This is a genomic window from Citrobacter sp. CK206, assembly GCF_030333125.1.
Taxonomy (GTDB): domain Bacteria; phylum Pseudomonadota; class Gammaproteobacteria; order Enterobacterales; family Enterobacteriaceae; genus Citrobacter_B; species Citrobacter_B koseri.
In genome coordinates, this window is the sequence record NZ_JAOWGM010000029.1 from 222099 (window position 1) to 240012 (window position 17914).

Genomic DNA, 17914 nt, shown 5'->3' on the forward strand with positions numbered 1-17914 from the left:
CATTAACTCATGTAACGCAAGCCCGGATAGAACGGGAGTGTGTAGCTATAGCGGGGCCATCCAGTATCCAGCACGTTCATATATCCAGCGATAATTTGCGCCTGCGTCGCGGTCCAGTACCCATTTTTCACAGTTAGCGTGTATGGACGTTCTGCGGGGGCAGCTAAATCATCGGATGTATATTGTCGGTAGGTCACCGTGGCGCCACGTAGATTTTCCAGCGCGCTACGCACGGATGTGGATGCTTCGCCTTTGATGTTTGAGACAGCAAACTGCAAGTCCTGCGTACCGTCACTGTTCCGCGCCGGTAGTGCAACATCGATGGCGCTGGCGATAAATGTGACCTCTTCGCCAGTTTCCGTCGTCGCCGTTATGTTGTCGTAGCCATCACAGAGATACAGGACATCATCACCGATGTTGATCTGCAAAGTTTTGATAATGACCTCTTCACCGGAAGAGGCATACAGTCGTTTCAAAGTCGGACTGGTCATGCTTCCGGCCACTCCCTGTTAAGTGCAATATCAATGATGCTGCTGTTGATGATGTAATCCGGGAACTCAGCCCAGCCATCGCCAAGAACAGGACGCGTCCATAATTCCAGCGTCGCGGAGAACTGCCAGTAAATCGGGGCGACAAGAGTCGGCCCCTGATAGATGTCCGTAAACCGGCATTTGTAGAGTTCAACGCCCAGCGGCGTTTGCAACCGCATAAAAAACCAGTCGGCACCGTCAGTAATGGTTTCGTGATACCAGCCCTCAAAAAGCTGAGCCTGAGCATCGTTTTCGAAAAGCCACTGCACATTTGCCTGCGTCGGCGTCGAAATAAACGCGCGGCGCTGGCGGGCGCGGCCGGTGGTCATTTCGGTACGCTTTAACGGACTGACAGGCTGAAATGCATAACCGTCCTGTAGTGGCATGGGAAGATAATCGTGAGGATAGTATTTTTCAGCCATCAGGTCGTTCTCCTTCCGGTGTACGTTCCTCGCATTGCGTTACCCACTTTCCCGTTCCCCCGGACAATCTGGTTCGCCACCTGATCAACTGCGTCTGTCGTCGCCTTTTTTGCGGTGTTGGCGAGAGACATATCCATCTGCTCAGGCGTTACACCCTGCTGAATATGGAAGTCCTGCTGAATTTGGGGGCTGAATACAGTTGAATTACTGTTGTTATTGACGTTCTGCGCCCCCGTGCCGAAACCGGGCTTGCTCAGCGTTGCATCCAGAGAGCCACCATTGCGCAGCGCCTCAAGGTTCGAGACGCCTATCCGGTTGGTTGCAGCCTGGTCAAAAACATACTCGCCTTTATGCACTATCCCGGCGGGCTGGTATTTTCCGCCCGGCCCCGTAAAACCACCGGCAGCAAAACCGACATCCGCAACAGCTGCGATATTAGAAACGATGCTCGCCGTGGCCGCTGCAACAGATGCCATCGCAGCAATGTTGTACGGGAACGGGTTAGCCGCCGCCATTGCAATCCCCTGCTGGATCGAAACCAGAGACTGTGCAATAGCGAATGCCTTGCTGGCAGCGAACGCCGCTTTATAAATCCCGGATTGCTCCCCGAAACCAGTCGCCAGAATCTGCAAACCACTGTCAATCATGGTTTGCGTCGCACTGGTGATGATTTCGTTTTTCTGGGATTCAATAACCTGGTTGGCCTGCGCAGCCTGCTGGCGAATTGCCGTCATGCGCGCTTCGCCTTCCGTGGTGATTTGCGCAGCCTGGGCATATGCCGCTTCCTGAGCCTGCAACCACGTCTGTAACTGCTGTTGCGCCTGATCGAGTTGCATGTACTGCTGTTGCATACCGCCGAACGTGCCGGATAACTGGCCGCCAGTCGGTGACAGGTTGCCAACCACACTCTTCACTGAAGAAGGCAACTCCGCTGGGGTGTTTTTGTAAATATCAGATCGGGTTTGCTCGTATTCCCCCGGCGCCAGCTTCCCTGTGGCTTTTGCTTTTTCCAGCAGCGAAAGCCGTTCGCGAAGCAAATCATTCTGCTGCTCATCCTTCGCTTTAACCTGCTCCTGCATTTTCCGGTAATCGTCGAGCGTTTTAACGGAGTTTTGCAACGCCTCCTGTCGTTTGTAGGCCTGAAGAATTTCTTCAGAGCGGGACAAAAGCGATTTCTGATCGGCGGTGAGCTGCGTTTTCGATTTGAGATCAGCGATCTGTTGTTCAAACTTCACTCGCGCCTGAGTGGCGCTGGTGAGCTTATCGCTGGCGTCAAGCTGGGACTGCATTGCGGCGGTCTGCTGGTTAATCTGATCCAGCAGTCGTGTCGCGGCATCTTCGCTATATGCTTTCCCCTTCGGCGCCGTGGGCGATTTAGGGTCTTTGTACATTTCATTGATGCGCGCGATATTTTTCGCGTACTGATCTGCACTGATGGCCCCGGCATCAAGGAATTTCTTCTGCTGCTGAATCGCCTTGTTTCGCTTATCAGCATTCGACAGGAACTGCTGGTTAACGCGATCAGCTTCCTGCTGTATTTTAATTGCCTTATCCTGCTCTTCTCTGCCAGCCGCGACCGCTTTTGTAAGGTCGCCTTGCAGGTCGATAGCACTTTGCAGAAAATTTGCCGCTGCTGCCGCTTCAGTTTGCCACCCAGGTACACCGAAAATATTACCCACGGCTTTGCCGCGTGCATCATTTGCCTTTTTAGTCGCATCAGCCAGGCGTTGTTCAAGAGACTGCTCGCGCCCAACGCCCAGCATTGCATCCCATGCACCTTTTGCTGCGCCGGTAAGTCCATTCCATGCCTTTTCGAGATAACCGAGATTATCCTGAATATCTGCGGCACGCTGCTGCATGGTGGTGGCGTAAGCATCAGTAGCAACGCGCGCCGCTTCCTGCTGATTCCCTTCATCCTGGAGGGCTTTAATCTGGTTGTAAGTTGCCAGCGTCAGGAAGTGGTACTGGTCGTTCAGTTTGGTGATGGCATCCAGAGGGTCGGCGGCAATTTTGTTGAAATCGTCCACCAGTTTATCGGTCGCAATACCAGTGGCTTCACTCGTTTTAACAACGGCAGTTGTCACGCGCTCAAGAGAATCACCGGCAACCTTTCCAGATTCCACCAGTAGGTTTAACGTCGATGCTGCTTTACTGGTAGTTGAGTTCGCCGCCACGCCAGCGCGAGCGGCAATGTCCGCCAGTTGACCAGATGTTTTCCCTACCTGGTTACCCGTCAGGATAAGCGATTTATTGAAAGCATCCTGCTCCTGCGTGCCTTTGTAGTACGCCACGCCCAGCACGCCGACCGCGGCAGCCGCCAGCGTGAAAGGATTGATCAGGCCCATCACATAGGAGCCAACCCCTTTAATCGCCGGGCCGATGCCGCCGAACATGTCCTTTAACTGGCCGCCCTGCTGCATCAGCACCATGAACGGACTTTGCCCGGTAGACAGACCCACGACGATATCGGTCATCTGAGCGGGGATCATGCGCATCGCAAAAGCGGTTTGCTTTGCTGACATGCCAGTATTTTTCAGTTGCTCTGAAAACCCGGTGAGACGATTGCGGGCCTCTTCAATTTTTTTTGAGTAAACGTCAAAGGTCTCATCGTCCAGCATGCCTTTCGACTTGAATTTCGCCAGTTGCTGCTGTTGTTTATCCAGTTTATTCAGCGCAGCGTTAACCGGATCAATGCGGTCCAGTAGTTCCGATAAAGCAGCGGATTCTTCTTCGGTCGCCTTCGTTACCCTCCCGGCGCTGGCCGCTGCTTTCTGCCCCCACTCGGTAAGCCCGTGAAGGGCGCTGGTCAGGCTTTCAGCATTTTTTTCTGCGCCGGTGCTGTCAATAATGACGGCAAGGCGGGATGTCTGTTCTGCCATTGCGATCTCCGGGCATAAAAATACCCGCCGAAGCGGGATATTTCAGTGTTGTTTAAAGTCCAGGCAAATACATTTGCACTTCATCAGCAACTCTCTCGCGCGCTGCGTGGAGTAGCTTTTTGCGCCCACCAACTCCCCACCGGGCCATCTGGCTTGCGCACTGGCTAATCGCTTTTGTTTCGGTGTTAATCACATGGTCGATTTTGTTGAGGCGAGACATGGCATCAATGCCATTGCGGATCACCATTTGGAATGTCTGATAGACCTTTATCTCAAACTTGGCGCTAAGCCATGCCGCATATCTGATAGCTATAAGCTCAAGACCCCAGACGCCATGATTAGGGCCGCCATTAACGGTTTTTAGCGCCGCTATTTTCGTAGCGGCGGTCAATTCACGAATGAATGCCTTGATAGATTTGCTTTTTGTGAAGTTACTGGGTCGTTGTGATTCTGTGGCGTTACCTTCAGCCACCGCTGCGGCGTGGAGATCATTAAGATTGTAACGCCCTTCGTTATCGACACGAACGGATACGCCGTTTACTGAAACCGTTGGGTAATTCATATCGGTGATACCTTTTAGTGATGAACCTTGTCTCACAGGAATTCGGCCCACAGAAAGGCACCGACAGCCAGCCGGCATCCTCAAGGGTCATCCTGAAAGGTTCTGTGTGAAATGCGCGTGAGATGCGCGTTTGAATCAGTTTTGAAAAATGCCGAAAGCGAATACAGAAAATTCGCCAGCGGTAACTTTTACTGCGGATATAAAAAGCCCAGGACTGAGCCGGGGCTATTTGGGTTTGCCGTGTTTTTTCTGCTCCTGCGCCCACTGCTCACGCCATGCGTCATCGAGGGCAAATATGGCCGCGTCAAATTCATCACGATCAATGAGGACGGGACGTGCAGAAAGAAAGCGCTCAATATCATGAAGTGAGATTGGCAGCGGCGCACCAGCCATCCCGGCATACAGCCGGGAGCGGGAAATAACGGAGTAAGCGTTGAGGATTTCCCCTGTCACGCCGTCGATTTCTGGCTCGGGGATTGGCGGGAGTTTTAATTTCTCCCTTCGCCACTTTGCCTTTTCGCCCTGCTCCCCGCCGAACTCGCTTAGCCATTTCTGCGCTTCGATGGCTTTTTTACGGTTTCCTGCTTTTGCTGCTCTTTGCCCTGGGAGATGCTGGCTGCCTCCGCCAGAATTTGCCAGTAAATAGTTGGTTCCTGTTTCAGAAGTGCAGCGCCGCGTTCCGGTGTGTACTCAATCGGAACCTCTTCGCCATCAACAAGCTCACCGACGCCCTTCCAGTCTTTCAGCAGGTAACGCGCGCAGTTATCGATCAGCAGGTCATCAGCGGAGTCAATTACTCCGACCGATGACAGGCTAAACTCGCTGGTTCCAACCTGGTAACTGGCATCCATTTTTTCAATATGGCGGCGAATAAGCGCATTACGCGAGCGATACTGATCGTTATCAATGCTGCTGACGAGCAATTTCAGCCCTTCAATGGGTTTCAGGTCTTTCAGCGGTGTAAACCAGCGCTCGCCGCCAACATCAATTCGTGGGTTGAGGATAATCATTCGAAACTCCTGCATGAAAAAAGCCCGCGCCGCCATGCAGAGCGGAACGGGCAAGGGAAATTTTATGGTTCAGTTACGGTAATGGTTGCCGTATCGGTAAAAGTGCGCGCCTTAGCGGTGATAGTTGCCGTTCCGGCCGCAACACCAGTAACGACGCCTGACGCACTAACTGTTGCCACTTCAGGATCTGATGACTCCCACGTAACAGTATCCGTGGCGCCGGCGGGAGCCAGCGTTGCAGTGAGGCTGGTTGTATCGCCCACATCAACGGAAGCTGTTTCCGGGGTTACCGTGATACCGGTTGCCGGAATGGTAACGGCGCGGGTAATGGTCGGTGACTCGTCGGCCGCAGTGATGTCGAGTTGCACTTGAATGATGTCGGTATTGCCGCCATCAGGCCAGTCGCCAGCAACCTGCACTTTCGGGAAGTTAAACGTGTACTGACCTTCGTCATTCGCCAGCGTAAAACTGAACGGCACGGTTGCTCCGGTAAGCGTTTTGCTCCAGACCTCCCACGCGGCTTTAGACCAGGACAGCGTGATCGAACCTGACGGCGTAAAGGTGGTAGGGATATTAGCCCCGGCGAACGGTGAGCCAGTGCCGATGCAACGCTGGGTCTGGACGTTGTTATCGAACTGGATGTTGAAGGTATCAATACAGAAGCCATCACCGCCGTCGATGCCGTTCAGATTGATTGCCGTGACCTCTTTGAACGAGTAACGCAGATCGCCAGCGTTATCGGCAGGTGTACCTTCGATATAGCTCGTATCGTCTGCTTTCGAATCCCAGCCCAGTCCGGCGAAAGTGATCGTCGCGGTAACGTCACCGTCGTTAGGAACTTCCAACTGGAACACGCTAACCTGCGCACCACGAACGATAGAGGCAATACCAACGTCAGAGGCGTATGTCGCAAGAGAGAAAGAAATGCGGTCATTCCCCATCGTCAGCACATTGCCCGCCCACTCCGCGCCAAAACACGAAGCCAGGAATTCATCATGCTGGCCGTAGCGGAATTTTGCCCCGACATCGCCGCCTACATCGACCGTTCCCAGCGTAGCGCCCTGCGCCATTCGGGTGCCGCCGATTTCATCGTTGTCATTGGTATTCTGGGACGGGCCAACGCCCCAACTTGTGCGTTTTAAAAGGTTCCACGGAATACCCGTTGGGGTAACTCCGGGAGTGGTTTCGCGCACGAATGCACTAAGAACTTTGGCTCCAGATGACATCTGGTTACCTCCTGTTATTTGGCGCTAAGTCGCGCGGTAAGGGATGTTGATGTTCCATTGATACCAACCATTGGCATCACCGACTTCGTATGCTGATGCAGCGAAATAGCTCAGCGCGCCGTCATCCTGGAACTCGAACAAAGAAACAATTTTGTCGGCGGCCTGAGTTATTGGTAATGAGTGAGAACCGGTGGGAACAAAAAGCTGGATAATGACAATCCCCGTTCTGTGTACAACGGGACCCGCGCCGATTTCTGTCGCGCCTGCCTGACCGGCTATGTTTGTCACACGCGCCCAAATATCCTTTCCTTTCGGGTCGAATGTCTGGTCGTTAGGGTATGTCACGTCACTTTCAGCAATAGCCGTCTGCGCCGTCATTCTGGTGATGACAGCGTTACGAATTTCTGTGAGGGTCATTTGTAGGCCTGTGTTACACCGTGGAATGAGACAGCGTAGATACCTGCCGGAGCCTGCTGCGAGTGACCATTCTCCAGAGGTTCCGCGTATGGGAGGTTATTCTGAATGTAGATGACTGAATAAGGTTTTCCCTGCGCGATAACAGCGCTACCTTGCTGCAAAGTTACCGATCCATTTTTATCTGTTGTATCGGTGGTGCTGTATTCAGGTGAACCAATACTTACCTGATTATTCGCACGAAAACGCCCGGTATCGACCGGAGAGCGAGAGACAATTTCATTCAGCAACTGAAGCGAGATAAAACGCAATTTTTTACCAACGTCTTCCTCAACCTGATTCATAAAAACAGAGGGGTCGATACTCCACCCGTTCGCCATATCACACCCTCCGTAACTGAATGGAATATGTCGCTTTCGCCGGGTCGGTTCCTGCGGTAATGACCTTGTAGCGTTGCTGTTCGCCGGTAATCAGATCTGGTGCAGTGATGATGTGATCGACTTTCGGTTCGTCGGTAACTTCATTCGTCAGCGCTGTTAATTTCAGGTCGCCGTGCAGAATATTGACGCCATCAATGCGGTTGAGGCTGTATTTCGACAGAACGCCACGCCCGGTGTAGGTCACGGTGGTTTCGCCCCCAGTTTCAGTTACCGGGTCCCATCCTGTTTGGATGACGTATGAGCCGGTGAAGTCGTTGACAGCATCCGCCAGCTTGGTATCAAAGGCCTTTGCGACCTTCGACTGTAATTTTTCACGAATCCCCATGAATCAGCCTCAACCACTCAGCGATAATCGCCCTGACCACCTGGTCCCTGTCAGCAATGTCATCTGGCGACATTTTCCCATCAGCGATCGCTCGCATAAGGGATACCGGAATGGCATGCACATTGCCGTCAGAAGTCTGTAAGCAAACATGCGGCTTGCGCGGTTCAATGTTGACTACTTCGCCCATATCAAGCCCTCACAAAGTACGTTTGAAAAGGACTCAGCCGCCACGGGCCCAGCAATGCCAGCGCCAGTTGAAGATCAGGATCAAGAAGTGATGAACTGTCTACCGATAATTCAGCATACGATTCAGATACACTCACTCCATCCGCTGTAACTGACTCACTCGTAACGACGCCAGAACTGGTTTTCTGCTGGTAAAGGTTTCCGGCAGCCGCGACGGAAGCTACGTATGCGCCAGCCTGTTTTACATCATCAGGAATATTATTGAGGTCGATATCCTGAAGATTGAGGCCTGTCATCCAGGCATTAGCCATCAGAACCGCTTTAGCCTTTTTATCTGGCTCAGTCCAGTTTTCGCCAAGCAACTGGTCAACATCGGCAACGGTTATATAGGTTGTCATTGAGATAATCTCCACGCCCGTCGGCGCTCTGTGCGCGGTGTTCTGTCTGGATGACGCTCTACCGGCTCACCGTCGGCATGATCCACCAGCGAGTAACACGGATAGACCACTGCGCCGCCATAAGCATCACCAACGGCATAATCAGCAGGCTTGCGGATATCCCATCGCGACAGCACCCGTTCAATATGCTGAGGCGGTACGCTATAGCAGACACCGTGAATCAGTCGTGGCAGCGTAATGTAGTCGGCTCGCATCTTGTCGGCCACTATCAGCCGTTCAGCTATCTGCATCTGGTACTGCGGCGGTCGACCAGTGCCCAGGTAAAAGCTCACCAGTGAATCAGGGAAGCGGTTAAGCCACTCACCCACCAGATCAGTGAAACCAGCAACAGGCATCGCGTCATCTTCCAGCACTACAACCCGGCAGGATTGCCCGGCAGCCCATTCAAGCGCGCGGCGATGATTCCAGTTAGCGCCGTGGTTATCTGGGTCGATCATGACGTGAGCAGTTGGTCCGATTTGGTAAGCCAGTGCTCGCGCCTGAGGTTCTCTTGAGTGATGCCCGACCACCACAAACTTCACTTGTGTTTCCAAAAGGCGTACTCCTTACCGACACCATCAGACTTGAACACGGTGTGGATGCGCGGGCCTGTTACTATCCGATCGCCGAAAGACTTCGCCACAATGCCGAACGCAAGCATGTCCCCGACTGCGGCGCCAGCCTGCTCTTTCTTCCAGAATCGGTAGCTCTCAATCCGGTAGTAAAGGCGGATGATGCCGTGAGCGAACGCCATTACATCTGCGCGCGTACCGCCCAGCAGCCCGGCGTTAAGCATCACATCGTTGCGGTGCTGTTCGATAAACTCCTGATAGATGCGTTCCGGGTGATTCTGTTTCGCCCATGTATCAGCATAAGTTTTTGGTTCGGAGCCGACATAAACCTTGCCTGGTTCCATCTCATCCCACGGCGCACAAAGCATTTCGACATCAGTACCATCGGTACACCAGACGAACCGGTATTCAGGATGATCGCGCAGGTGCTGCCAGATATGCAGCCAGCGCCGGAAGTAGACGTTCATTGCGACATCTGGAACTGTCACCAGTTGAGCGCCATCGGGAGCGGAGGTTAGCTGGTCGGCCAGTACTACGGCATCGGCACCCCGGATTGATTTAGCCCAGGTGGTCAGCTCCGCCGGGTCAGGCTGCATTCTGCTACCGCGCTGCGGGTCCGGTTGGCTCGTCAGTAATGTTGTGATCACAACGTCGCGCTGGCGCCGGTATTCGACATAGCCGGTATAACCCGTATCGCGACGCTCGTTGTGGATTTTTACATTACGTTCCACCAGCGCTTTCCTGTCTGCCGTTGGCACTGAACGGTCTACGGCTTCATGTTCATCGAGCGAATGAATCAGCTTTTCGGAGCCAGTTACATCAGCATAAGCCCAGGTAGTCAGTCCAGCGTTATGGATGCGCATGGCAAGGTCGCTGTGTTCGTACATGCCGCGCCCGTAAACCCAGTCGAAGCCACCGACATGCTCGATAGCGCTGCGGTGGTAATACAGCATCACGCCACGCTGCCCCGTGTACGCCACATGCTTATCGTCGCTATAAAGCACAGCAAGATCGTTAAGCTTGTGCGGTCCTGCAAGGTCGAGGAACTGATACGCAAGATGCGGCTCAGGTGATTCGACGTAAGGAACGTGCCAGTTGTCGGCGATGGCATACGCATCGTCATCCCACAAAAATAAATGTTCGCATCCTGAGTCCATAAGGCATTCAAGGCTGGCGTTCTTCGAAGCAACAATGCCTTTTGAATTATCGTGCCGGATTAAATTACACCAACCCGGAACTGCTGCTGGCGGATTTGAACCATCATCAATGACGAACACGACCGCACCGGGAGGTAAATATTTTCGATGTTGCTCAAGTGATTTTACAAGGACATCCGGCCTGTTGTGAGTGGTTATCGCGATTCCAATTTTATTATGGGAAACGCTATCGGCGCGGACATAAGGAACCCCACCAACAATGACATCCATTGCTTATACCTTCTCGTCAAGGTCAATGGTGATTTGATTTTCGGCGTGGTCTTTATTGAGGTTAAAAACCACTGTGGCCGTTGGCAAAGAAGTTATTTCGGTGTTAATGCTGGTCGAGGCCTGTCCATCCAGTAGCTGACCATCTACGGCGATACCGTAACCAAGGAAATGGTCTCCACGGTATAACTTCGCTATCTGGTATTTCATCTGCGTTTCCTTTTAAAAAGTGAGCCTGTCCACCAGAACGCAGCCCGAGAGAGGTCGCCACCTGTACGGCGTTCTCAGACTCACTTTCTGAAAGACTCTCGTTTGTCAGGCGCGGTGGGTGCGCAATAAAAAAGGGGCCGAAGCCCCTGGTGATTAGCTGCCGCCGCCGAGCTGAATCAAAACCCCCGCAGTGGATTTGTTGCTGGTGAAGTGTTTCTTCCAGTTCCCCTGCGTGCCAATGGCGGTAAGGTCCGGGTTTTCGCCTTTGGTGGTGTCCCAGCTGTACCCCAGCAGTTCGACGTTCACCGTACCTTCAGCACGATAGCCGATCGCGAGGTTTTCCTGGTCGTTGATGTCATAGGAGCGGAACCCCGGCGCCTGAGACTCAGTTACTGATACAGCACCGGCCACCAGCCCCAGAATTGCATCAACAGGCATCGTATCGGTCACCAGAACCGGTTTACCCAGCGTACCTGGCTGGCCGCCATACACGACCACGCCCGCTTCTTCGTAGATTTTGTTGTCGATAGCCTGATCAACAATATCGAAGTAGGTAGTGGAGTGCATGACGAACAGGGAAACGCGGTTGAACTTATCGCCGTAGGTGCGCAGGCCGCGAGTCAGCGTTTTCTTGCCATCAGTGGCAATATCCGCAGTCACGACCATATCAGCGTTAGCGCCAATAGCAGCAATCAGCCCCTGAAGTGCGTATTTGATATAGCCTTCCAGCGTGGCATCAGCCACATCGACACCGATCACCTCAGAAAACTCGCTCACATCACGTCCACGACGCTTGAACGCTTCTTCCGTAGTTTCGTACGGGCCATATTTCCACGGCGCTTTTACGCTGACGGACTCACCCGCACCGATTTTTTTACCCGTTACCGGATCAGTAGAGTTAACGTCACGCGCCTCGATAGAACCGCCGACTTTATAGAAAGCGCGCTTACGGAAATCACCTTCGATCAGTTCGTTATCGAGAATGATTGCACCATTAGACGCCTGGTTAAAAACATCCAGATTATCCTGACGGCGCTCCAGAAACGCAGTTTGCGCGAGATCGTCATAAATAATCAGATCAGTATTAACGGTCGTAGCCATTGTTGTTCCTTACTTTGGTAACCTGAGGAAGGCCTGTTGTCCGTGTTTACGGATGTAGGCTGTTTTATCGGCCGATGTCATTTCAGAGCGTTTAAGAGCGCCGCTTCCCTGCTGCTTATGACCACCTGCATCCGTGCCTTCAGCGCGGGGGAACAGGTGCGGCGCGGATTCTTTCAGGGATTCCGCCCACTCAGCAGGGCTTAACGGGGTCTTACCGTCTTTGCCGAACAGAACATCACCGTTTGCATCAACAGCTACGGCCTCGCCTTCGTCGTTGAGCTGGAATGTGCCTTTGGCACGGAGGATCAGGTCGTCGGACGCTTCAGGCAGTGCGCCGACAGTTGAAGCCGCCGCGCGAATTGCATCAGCCAGCACCCGATCCCGGAATTTATTCGAGAACGCTTCAGCTTTATCCGCACGCTCGTTAGCAGCTTTGATTTGCTTATCAACGTCAGCGCGTAAACGTTCAGTACGCTTGTTCAGCACCTCATCAATTTTTCCATCGGCGATCAGCTTTGCTTCTTCGTCGTCGGAAAAACGTTGCAGAATGCTGCGTACAGCGTCAGGGTCGATGCCGTCAAAACGTTTGAGGGACTCGGTGGACTCCCTGAGCTTTCCGAGCAGTTCAGTATTTTTGTTTTTCAGCCCTGACACCTGAGCCGATACCTGCTCATCAATCAGCTTCTGAATTTCTGGCGTAATTTCTGGTGCGCCATCGCCACCACCGCCGCCACCTTCACCGCCTTCACCCCCGGCCGCCGAATAATATTTGATGAGCATGTTACGAATAAGCATATTGTCCCCTTGGGATATTCAGTGTGGGCCTGGCCCAATAAAAAAGGCCGCCCGGAGGCAGCCTGTTGTGAATTTCAGATAATAAAAAAGGCCGCCTTAGCGACCTTTCTTTTTGTATTCCCGTTCGAATTTCCACATTTCATAAATTGAACGACTGGATATAGCTATTGCAGCCAGACCTAAGGCTATTGTGATTAACTGGATAATCATTATCACCTCCTGTTGGTCTAAATAAGATATCACAACCCCGCCTCTTTAAACGCCTGTGCGTCACGTTCCCGCAACTGCGCCAGCGTCAGCCATTCGCCTTTATCGGTGTAGAACTCATCAGGAGACATGCCACCATCACGAATCAACCGGGCGCGTTTCTCGCCAACGATTTGCTTCTGGCGATCGAACGACTGGCGCGAGAACCATTCCTGATAAGTTGTATCACCGGCAACTTGTCCGTCCATGCTGGCGCGAGTGCCTGGCGGAATATCGCGAACATCGATACCCAGTTCTTTCGCTGATTTGAGGATGAAGGTTTCAGTAGAGCGGCAGCAGAAATGAATTTTTCCAGGACCCTGCAGATAAGGGATTTTGTGACCAATCGGCTTGTTATCAAGCGTGTACTTAAGGCGGTCTCGAATCCTGCACATCTGCGTCGTTCGGTTGTCCAGGGTGGAAAGCCACTGCTTACCCTTCATCAGATCGTTATTGGCTTCAGCGAAACTGTTACGCGCCGTCGCCGCAAGATGCCCCACCGCCGTTTTCGCGATACTGGCTGCATTGGCGCGACTCATCTGTAACGCGCCATCCTGATAGCCGCGATTAGCGTGACCGCGAACCTTGCGCGCTATCTGCTCGTTCGTATCGCCCAGCAAAAAGCCCTGTCGCACTGTATTGCTGATGCGGTTCAGGCGATCCGCTTCGAGGTTTGACGTCCATTCGCTGAGTAATCGCCCCTGAAACGGCTGCGCCATCGCTGCGGCATACACCGCGTCAGGAGAGATACCCACCAGAGGATGAACGTTGGTCACAAAATCAGGCAGCAGAGAATCAAACAGGCTCAACTGATACCCAGCTTCATGCTGTGCCAGTTCGTTCAGTTCTGCGGACAACCCTTGAAGCATTGACTGAATAGCCTGATGGTTCACCGCTCTGACACTGGCGAGTAATGCCTGAAGGCGCGTTACAGTGAAACTGTCTGCATCAAGCCCATCCATAGCCACCAGCAGGCGCGCTGTCAGCTCAGCATCACTTTCGTTGAGCAGCTTTACCATCCTGTTGGCAACGCCGGTACTGTAACGACTAATCCAGATAGCGTGCGCTATGGACTCGTCACGCAGTTGCTCGTTAACCGTCGCCATTACCGCCTCCGATCAACGTTGGCTCCTGATTGCGGATTGTGTCGATCACATCTTCAACGCTGTCAGCGGGGTCAATGATGTCCAGTTTCTGCAACGCGCGTACCATATCGGAATCACGAATCGCGCCGGACTGCCATGCCGCAACAATAGCTGTGACTATCCCTGACTCAGCCACCCTGGCGATAAACTCCTGACTGATAACGAATGTCGGTGTTTCATTTTTCACACCGAGATAGCGCGCGCACCACGCGAGAACGCGACCATAGGCTTCGGTGACGTTCGCTGCGCAGATACCCAGAACAGAAGTCGATGATGTCTGCTCTCCGGTAGCTTGCGTGGCTGTTTTGACGGCAGAATTCTGCTCAATTAACCGGGCTCCGAGCTGCACCATATAATCACGCTTGCTGTCCATTGCCTCTTTAGCGAGGGTATTAGGTTGCGCCTGTGCGTAGGTGAAACTTCCGTCTTTCGGAAGTAAGAATGGCGTTCTGGAACCAACTTTAATGCCAGCCTTTTGCAACCAGTCTCGCCAGTTTGTATCAAGACCAGTAATAACCGGCTGCACCTGACCGCAGAAAAACACACTGTCCTCATAGTCAGCGGAATTCCGGTAATGACCCAGATTGATTTCTGTCAGCGCTGCAAGTGGGGATTCATCAATTGTCGGATCGTTATTTTGCGCACCAACAAACGTAAACGGAATTTCATTCCAGTATTTTTCCCCTTTGGGCTTAGGCCAATATTCGGAATCGATTTCATACGCCCCGGATTGCGTATCACCGGACCTGCGCCAGACCCGGCAAACGAACTTCCCTTCCTCCAGCGCCAGTTCACGATACTGGATGCGTTCCTGAAATCCGTAACCGTCAGGCTCTTCAATGCACTCGCGCAGCACCACCAGCACTAGCTGATCGCGTCCGTTGATCCTTTCCGTGCGCCAGTTGATGATGTTCTCTGCCAGATAGCGGAGAATAATGGCTTCATCGCTGGCGCTGGCATAATCAACGTAAAGCCCATCACGAGCCACCTCAAGGACGTTTTCCAGAACCTGCTGCGCCTGCTGGTAGATACTTGTCCCGGCACCATCAGCATTGTTCTGAACGTAAGTGAGCTTTTCCGGTGCGGTCAGAGTCGGGTCTTTACGAAAGGCAAGGCCCATCAGGCCGATTTTCGTATTCCCCGTTACCGCATAGAAAACTGCTCTTTCAATGTACGCCTCATTGCGCTTTTTGTTTCGCGCTGATTTATCGGAGGGATCGAGATACGGGAGATACGCGTTCCCGTCAGCCTTAACGGCATCCGCCCCCTTACAAACATCGCGAATTTTTTTCCACACGGGCAACGCCGCCCTGACCTCAGGACGGACAAAGGTAATATCATTATTTGCCATATCAGAATGTCGTATCGAGGGTGATGTCGAACGCTGTAGCGTTAACAGGGAACAGGAACACGATTGGATAACCACCGCCATCATTGCCGTGGTCAAAGCCGCCTTTCTTATCAGGCTCCCCTTTATCGTTATAAACCTGTCGCTCAAGGCATTGAGTGAATTTCGGGCAGGTTACCGTGTTAACCATCATCCTGCGCTCACCGTAGGTATTGCAAAACATAGAGTTAACCGCATTTATCCTGTCCCTTACTGCCGGGTTGCTGTCGTTAACCAGTACAGAGAATCCGGCATCATAGAGGAGAGAAATATCGGACTCACTGGCGTTGCTGGACTTCCGGTTTTTCCCCGAAGCATCAGGGTAAATACTGATTGTGTGTTTCCCCTCTGCATACCGCGTCTTAATCGCTTCAATCATTGCGGGAGTATCGAAAATATCCATAAACTCATCTACAGCGCGGGGAAGTCCATCACGCAGCACGTATACCACTGCCGCCATTTTCCCTACGTTAAAGTCCATGCCAATATGAAGCGCTTCACCAGGTTTAACGATCTCATCAGTATGATTTTTACGGCGATCAAAGCAGTAATAGACAACGCCCTGATAGTTTTCGAAAGAGGCTTCATATTCCTGCCTGAATGTCCTAGGGTCCATTCGCCGGCGAGCAGCTGCAAGCTCTTCAGGCGGGACATTTCCGCCATCCACAGAAGTATAAAGCCAGCTTTTATGATCGGGTTCTCGGTTGTCCTGCCCGGCAAGCCATGAGTCATAGCAATGGTTGAATCCCTTGGGTGTGCCAATTCGAAGAGCATGCCCGCCTATATACTGCACACCGTTTACGATATACCGACATGTCGACAGCATCGGGCGCAATACTTCCTCCCACGCTGCATAGGGACAATCCGCCCATTCATCCACCAGCACGAAAAACAAGCCGGAACCACGCAAATCATCGTAGTTATTCAACCCGACGCATCGCATTATGTGGCCGCTTTTGAGTGTGATCGATAATTCGGTCTCGTTCGGCTTCGATGCCCGCCAGTGTGGAGGTATTGATTGTTTCAGCCTCCGCCAGAAAACACGCTTTGCCTGTTTTTGGGTTGGCGCGCAGTACCAGATTTCATCCTCTACGCTGACTTTCCATTTCTGCGCCAGTCTGGCGGCTCTGCGCATCTCCGCTTTGCCCAGGAATGTTTTACCAAATCGGCGACCACATACAGCATCCCTGAAACGCGCTGAACGCTGCCAGCCCCAGACGTAAATATTTGCCTGTTTCGGTGTCAGGCTGACGGCATCGCTATTAGAGGATTGGATCATCTGGAGGTTCCTCATCGGGAGTTATTGGCTGAAGTTGATAATCCTCTTCAAATCCCGTTGGGTTTTTATCCAGGGCTATCTCCCGTCGAAGTTGGTCAACCTCCAATTGTCGTCGTTCAATTTCCAATTGTTGAAGTCGCTGCGCAAATTCACTGTCCGCCAGTCCGAGTCGCTTCATTACGGCTTCAAACATCCGTTCGCGGCTTATCGCGGTAATTTCAACGCCGTGCTTGCCGAGCTTAACGCCGGAATATGCCAGGGCGGCATCAGCTGGCAACTTCGTGGTATCGGCAAAGAAGGGTTGCCCGATACCGTCACCATTACACCGGGGGCAATCGGGGTTGGGCTCGCGCTTGTGGTTGTAGCCGTAGCCGCCATCATCCAAAGGCTCGCGACGCTTTCGCTCAACTGCTTCAAGTCGCTTCTCTTCATACTCAACAGCATCACGCCATTGATACTGATGACCAAAGCCCCAGCAGTAGCGGCAGCATCCACGACGATATTGCGAAAGTTGGTTTGCATCGAAAGTGGCGAGTTGCCACATCTGCGCAAGCACCTCGTCTGCGCTGCCGAGTGTGCGCATCAACGATTCTTTCTGCTGCTGCGCAATTGCCTGCGCAACTGAAGTTTTCTGAAGAAGTTGATAACCAATTTGTTCAGCAGTCTTCTTGCTGTACCCGGCGCGAATGGCAGCCTGCGTGGCGTTATTGTCCTTCAGGTATTCCGCAACAAATAAACGCTGCTGAGCAGTAAGGTCGTCATCATCCACCAGCTCTTTTGCGCACTTTTCCTTTTGCGCAGTGCGCAATTTCTTCTGCGCAGGTTTTTGCGCATTTTGCGCAGTTGGTCTTTTTATGTATCGGCGGGCTGTTGCGTAATTCAGTCCCTGCGCTTCACACCAATCCTTCGGTGATACGCCGGTAGCGGCATTGTCGGACAGGAACCGTTGCTGAAGCTCGCCCCAGTCCGGTTTTGCCATGTGATCACTCCGATAATTCTTTCTGGATATCCAGTGCAGCTAATGAGATGGCAGTCATGGCGTATTCTTTCTCGCTCGCGTTTTCACACAACTTGAGAAGACTACTTTTTAGTTCAAAAATCTCATTACGAATATGCTCATCGAGCGTGGAAACTGCACCAAGCAACATCAGTCTCTGCGCCTCCAGTTCATTGTTTTTTGCCATTTCTCTGCTCTCTGAAAAGGTAAGGAACCAGATTCGCCCACCACGGCTCCGGCTGGCCGCTATGAAGGTAAAAGCTCGCGTTACCATCGCGAGGAAAACCCGGTGTGATCCGTTTTTGAATAACCACACCCACTCGCGCA

Annotated in this window: 21 protein-coding genes and 1 pseudogene; all 22 read right to left on the reverse strand. The window is 52.6% G+C overall.

Translation table 11 applies throughout. From position 1 onward, the window contains the following. Positions 1-2: 2 nt before the first annotated feature. Complete coding sequence (locus OGX81_RS15900; protein ID WP_286450280.1) at positions 3-491, reverse strand: DUF1833 family protein; 489 nt, start codon at positions 489-491, stop codon at positions 3-5. Next, positions 488-952 carry a hypothetical protein gene (locus OGX81_RS15905; protein ID WP_286462772.1) on the reverse strand — a complete coding sequence of 155 codons (465 nt, stop codon included), beginning with the start codon at positions 950-952 and terminating at the stop codon, positions 488-490. The genes OGX81_RS15900 and OGX81_RS15905 overlap by 4 nt, the downstream gene beginning before the upstream one ends. Beyond that, the gene (locus OGX81_RS15910) at positions 952-3831 is read right to left on the reverse strand and encodes a phage tail length tape measure family protein (RefSeq protein WP_286487587.1); all 2880 of its coding nucleotides are present in this window, start codon (positions 3829-3831) and stop codon (positions 952-954) included. Before OGX81_RS15910 ends, OGX81_RS15905 begins: the two co-directional genes overlap by 1 nt. Before the next feature lie 52 nt (positions 3832-3883). After that, positions 3884-4393 carry a KilA-N domain-containing protein gene (locus OGX81_RS15915; RefSeq protein ID WP_286487588.1) on the reverse strand — a complete coding sequence of 170 codons (510 nt, stop codon included), beginning with the start codon at positions 4391-4393 and terminating at the stop codon, positions 3884-3886. Between the two features lie 225 nt (positions 4394-4618). Then, the gene (locus OGX81_RS15920; protein WP_286487589.1) at positions 4619-4846 is read right to left on the reverse strand and encodes a hypothetical protein; all 228 of its coding nucleotides are present in this window, start codon (positions 4844-4846) and stop codon (positions 4619-4621) included. Between the two features lie 89 nt (positions 4847-4935). Next, positions 4936-5403, reverse strand: a complete 468-nt coding sequence (locus tag OGX81_RS15925) for a phage-derived protein YdaY family protein (protein ID WP_286472088.1) — start codon at positions 5401-5403, stop codon at positions 4936-4938. A gap of 62 nt (positions 5404-5465) precedes the next feature. Continuing rightward, positions 5466-5714, reverse strand: coding sequence for an Ig-like domain-containing protein (locus tag OGX81_RS22070; RefSeq protein ID WP_378075501.1), 249 nt, complete (start codon positions 5712-5714; stop codon positions 5466-5468). Further along, positions 5697-6629: pseudogene (locus OGX81_RS15930) on the reverse strand (phage tail tube protein); the annotation flags it as partial. The pseudogene OGX81_RS15930 and the gene OGX81_RS22070, both read right to left, overlap by 18 nt. A gap of 24 nt (positions 6630-6653) precedes the next feature. Next, positions 6654-7046: a phage tail terminator-like protein gene (locus tag OGX81_RS15935; RefSeq protein WP_286487591.1), complete on the reverse strand. Its 393-nt coding sequence runs from the start codon at positions 7044-7046 to the stop codon at positions 6654-6656. Next, entirely contained in the window at positions 7043-7423 is a 381-nt protein-coding gene (locus OGX81_RS15940; protein ID WP_286487592.1) for an HK97 gp10 family phage protein, read from the reverse strand. The genes OGX81_RS15935 and OGX81_RS15940 overlap by 4 nt, the downstream gene beginning before the upstream one ends. A 1-nt stretch (position 7424) precedes the next feature. Then, on the reverse strand, positions 7425-7808 hold the full coding sequence (locus OGX81_RS15945) for a glutamate 5-kinase (protein ID WP_286462765.1): 384 nt from the start codon (positions 7806-7808) through the stop codon (positions 7425-7427). Positions 7809-7996: 188 nt separating this feature from the next. Next, positions 7997-8392 carry a protein singed gene (locus OGX81_RS15950; protein WP_286487593.1) on the reverse strand — a complete coding sequence of 132 codons (396 nt, stop codon included), beginning with the start codon at positions 8390-8392 and terminating at the stop codon, positions 7997-7999. Next, complete coding sequence (locus OGX81_RS15955; RefSeq protein ID WP_286487594.1) at positions 8389-8985, reverse strand: hypothetical protein; 597 nt, start codon at positions 8983-8985, stop codon at positions 8389-8391. Before OGX81_RS15955 ends, OGX81_RS15950 begins: the two co-directional genes overlap by 4 nt. After that, entirely contained in the window at positions 8970-10430 is a 1461-nt protein-coding gene (locus tag OGX81_RS15960) for a glycosyltransferase family 2 protein (RefSeq protein ID WP_275147327.1), read from the reverse strand. Before OGX81_RS15960 ends, OGX81_RS15955 begins: the two co-directional genes overlap by 16 nt. A 3-nt stretch (positions 10431-10433) precedes the next feature. Next, complete coding sequence (locus OGX81_RS15965) at positions 10434-10637, reverse strand: hypothetical protein (RefSeq protein ID WP_112002339.1); 204 nt, start codon at positions 10635-10637, stop codon at positions 10434-10436. 153 nt (positions 10638-10790) lie between these two features. Continuing rightward, entirely contained in the window at positions 10791-11738 is a 948-nt protein-coding gene (locus tag OGX81_RS15970; RefSeq protein ID WP_060816039.1) for a major capsid protein, read from the reverse strand. 9 nt (positions 11739-11747) lie between these two features. Next, complete coding sequence (locus tag OGX81_RS15975; RefSeq protein ID WP_286487596.1) at positions 11748-12533, reverse strand: hypothetical protein; 786 nt, start codon at positions 12531-12533, stop codon at positions 11748-11750. A gap of 239 nt (positions 12534-12772) precedes the next feature. Continuing rightward, positions 12773-13885, reverse strand: a complete 1113-nt coding sequence (locus OGX81_RS15980) for a phage minor head protein (protein WP_286487597.1) — start codon at positions 13883-13885, stop codon at positions 12773-12775. Beyond that, a complete protein-coding gene (locus tag OGX81_RS15985; protein WP_286487598.1) occupies positions 13872-15275 on the reverse strand; it encodes a DUF4055 domain-containing protein in 1404 nt (467 codons plus the stop codon). Before OGX81_RS15985 ends, OGX81_RS15980 begins: the two co-directional genes overlap by 14 nt. 1 nt (position 15276) lies before the next feature. Then, a complete protein-coding gene (locus OGX81_RS15990; protein WP_286487599.1) occupies positions 15277-16590 on the reverse strand; it encodes a phage terminase large subunit family protein in 1314 nt (437 codons plus the stop codon). Beyond that, positions 16574-17569 carry a terminase small subunit gene (locus OGX81_RS15995; RefSeq protein ID WP_286487600.1) on the reverse strand — a complete coding sequence of 332 codons (996 nt, stop codon included), beginning with the start codon at positions 17567-17569 and terminating at the stop codon, positions 16574-16576. Before OGX81_RS15995 ends, OGX81_RS15990 begins: the two co-directional genes overlap by 17 nt. A gap of 4 nt (positions 17570-17573) precedes the next feature. After that, positions 17574-17774: a hypothetical protein gene (locus tag OGX81_RS16000; protein ID WP_286487601.1), complete on the reverse strand. Its 201-nt coding sequence runs from the start codon at positions 17772-17774 to the stop codon at positions 17574-17576. Between the last annotated feature and the right edge of the window lie 140 nt (positions 17775-17914).

What these genes read in the sequence shown, in the direction of transcription:
- OGX81_RS15960 (WP_275147327.1), bottom strand. Translation starts at nt 10,430, where the DNA reads ATGGATGTCATTGTTGGTGGGGTTCCTTATGTCCGCGCCGATAGCGTT.
- OGX81_RS15980 (WP_286487597.1), bottom strand. Translation starts at nt 13,885, where the DNA reads ATGGCGACGGTTAACGAGCAACTGCGTGACGAGTCCATAGCGCACGCT.
- OGX81_RS15945 (WP_286462765.1), bottom strand. Translation starts at nt 7,808, where the DNA reads ATGGGGATTCGTGAAAAATTACAGTCGAAGGTCGCAAAGGCCTTTGAT.
- OGX81_RS16000 (WP_286487601.1), bottom strand. Translation starts at nt 17,774, where the DNA reads ATGGCAAAAAACAATGAACTGGAGGCGCAGAGACTGATGTTGCTTGGT.
- OGX81_RS15995 (WP_286487600.1), bottom strand. Translation starts at nt 17,569, where the DNA reads ATGGCAAAACCGGACTGGGGCGAGCTTCAGCAACGGTTCCTGTCCGAC.
- OGX81_RS15985 (WP_286487598.1), bottom strand. Translation starts at nt 15,275, where the DNA reads ATGGCAAATAATGATATTACCTTTGTCCGTCCTGAGGTCAGGGCGGCG.
- OGX81_RS15925 (WP_286472088.1), bottom strand. Translation starts at nt 5,403, where the DNA reads ATGATTATCCTCAACCCACGAATTGATGTTGGCGGCGAGCGCTGGTTT.
- OGX81_RS15965 (WP_112002339.1), bottom strand. Translation starts at nt 10,637, where the DNA reads ATGAAATACCAGATAGCGAAGTTATACCGTGGAGACCATTTCCTTGGT.
- OGX81_RS15905 (WP_286462772.1), bottom strand. Translation starts at nt 952, where the DNA reads ATGGCTGAAAAATACTATCCTCACGATTATCTTCCCATGCCACTACAG.
- OGX81_RS15975 (WP_286487596.1), bottom strand. Translation starts at nt 12,533, where the DNA reads ATGCTTATTCGTAACATGCTCATCAAATATTATTCGGCGGCCGGGGGT.
- OGX81_RS15990 (WP_286487599.1), bottom strand. Translation starts at nt 16,590, where the DNA reads ATGATCCAATCCTCTAATAGCGATGCCGTCAGCCTGACACCGAAACAG.
- OGX81_RS15970 (WP_060816039.1), bottom strand. Translation starts at nt 11,738, where the DNA reads ATGGCTACGACCGTTAATACTGATCTGATTATTTATGACGATCTCGCG.
- OGX81_RS15910 (WP_286487587.1), bottom strand. Translation starts at nt 3,831, where the DNA reads ATGGCAGAACAGACATCCCGCCTTGCCGTCATTATTGACAGCACCGGC.
- OGX81_RS15950 (WP_286487593.1), bottom strand. Translation starts at nt 8,392, where the DNA reads ATGACAACCTATATAACCGTTGCCGATGTTGACCAGTTGCTTGGCGAA.
- OGX81_RS15940 (WP_286487592.1), bottom strand. Translation starts at nt 7,423, where the DNA reads ATGGCGAACGGGTGGAGTATCGACCCCTCTGTTTTTATGAATCAGGTT.
- OGX81_RS15915 (WP_286487588.1), bottom strand. Translation starts at nt 4,393, where the DNA reads ATGAATTACCCAACGGTTTCAGTAAACGGCGTATCCGTTCGTGTCGAT.
- OGX81_RS15900 (WP_286450280.1), bottom strand. Translation starts at nt 491, where the DNA reads ATGACCAGTCCGACTTTGAAACGACTGTATGCCTCTTCCGGTGAAGAG.
- OGX81_RS15935 (WP_286487591.1), bottom strand. Translation starts at nt 7,046, where the DNA reads ATGACCCTCACAGAAATTCGTAACGCTGTCATCACCAGAATGACGGCG.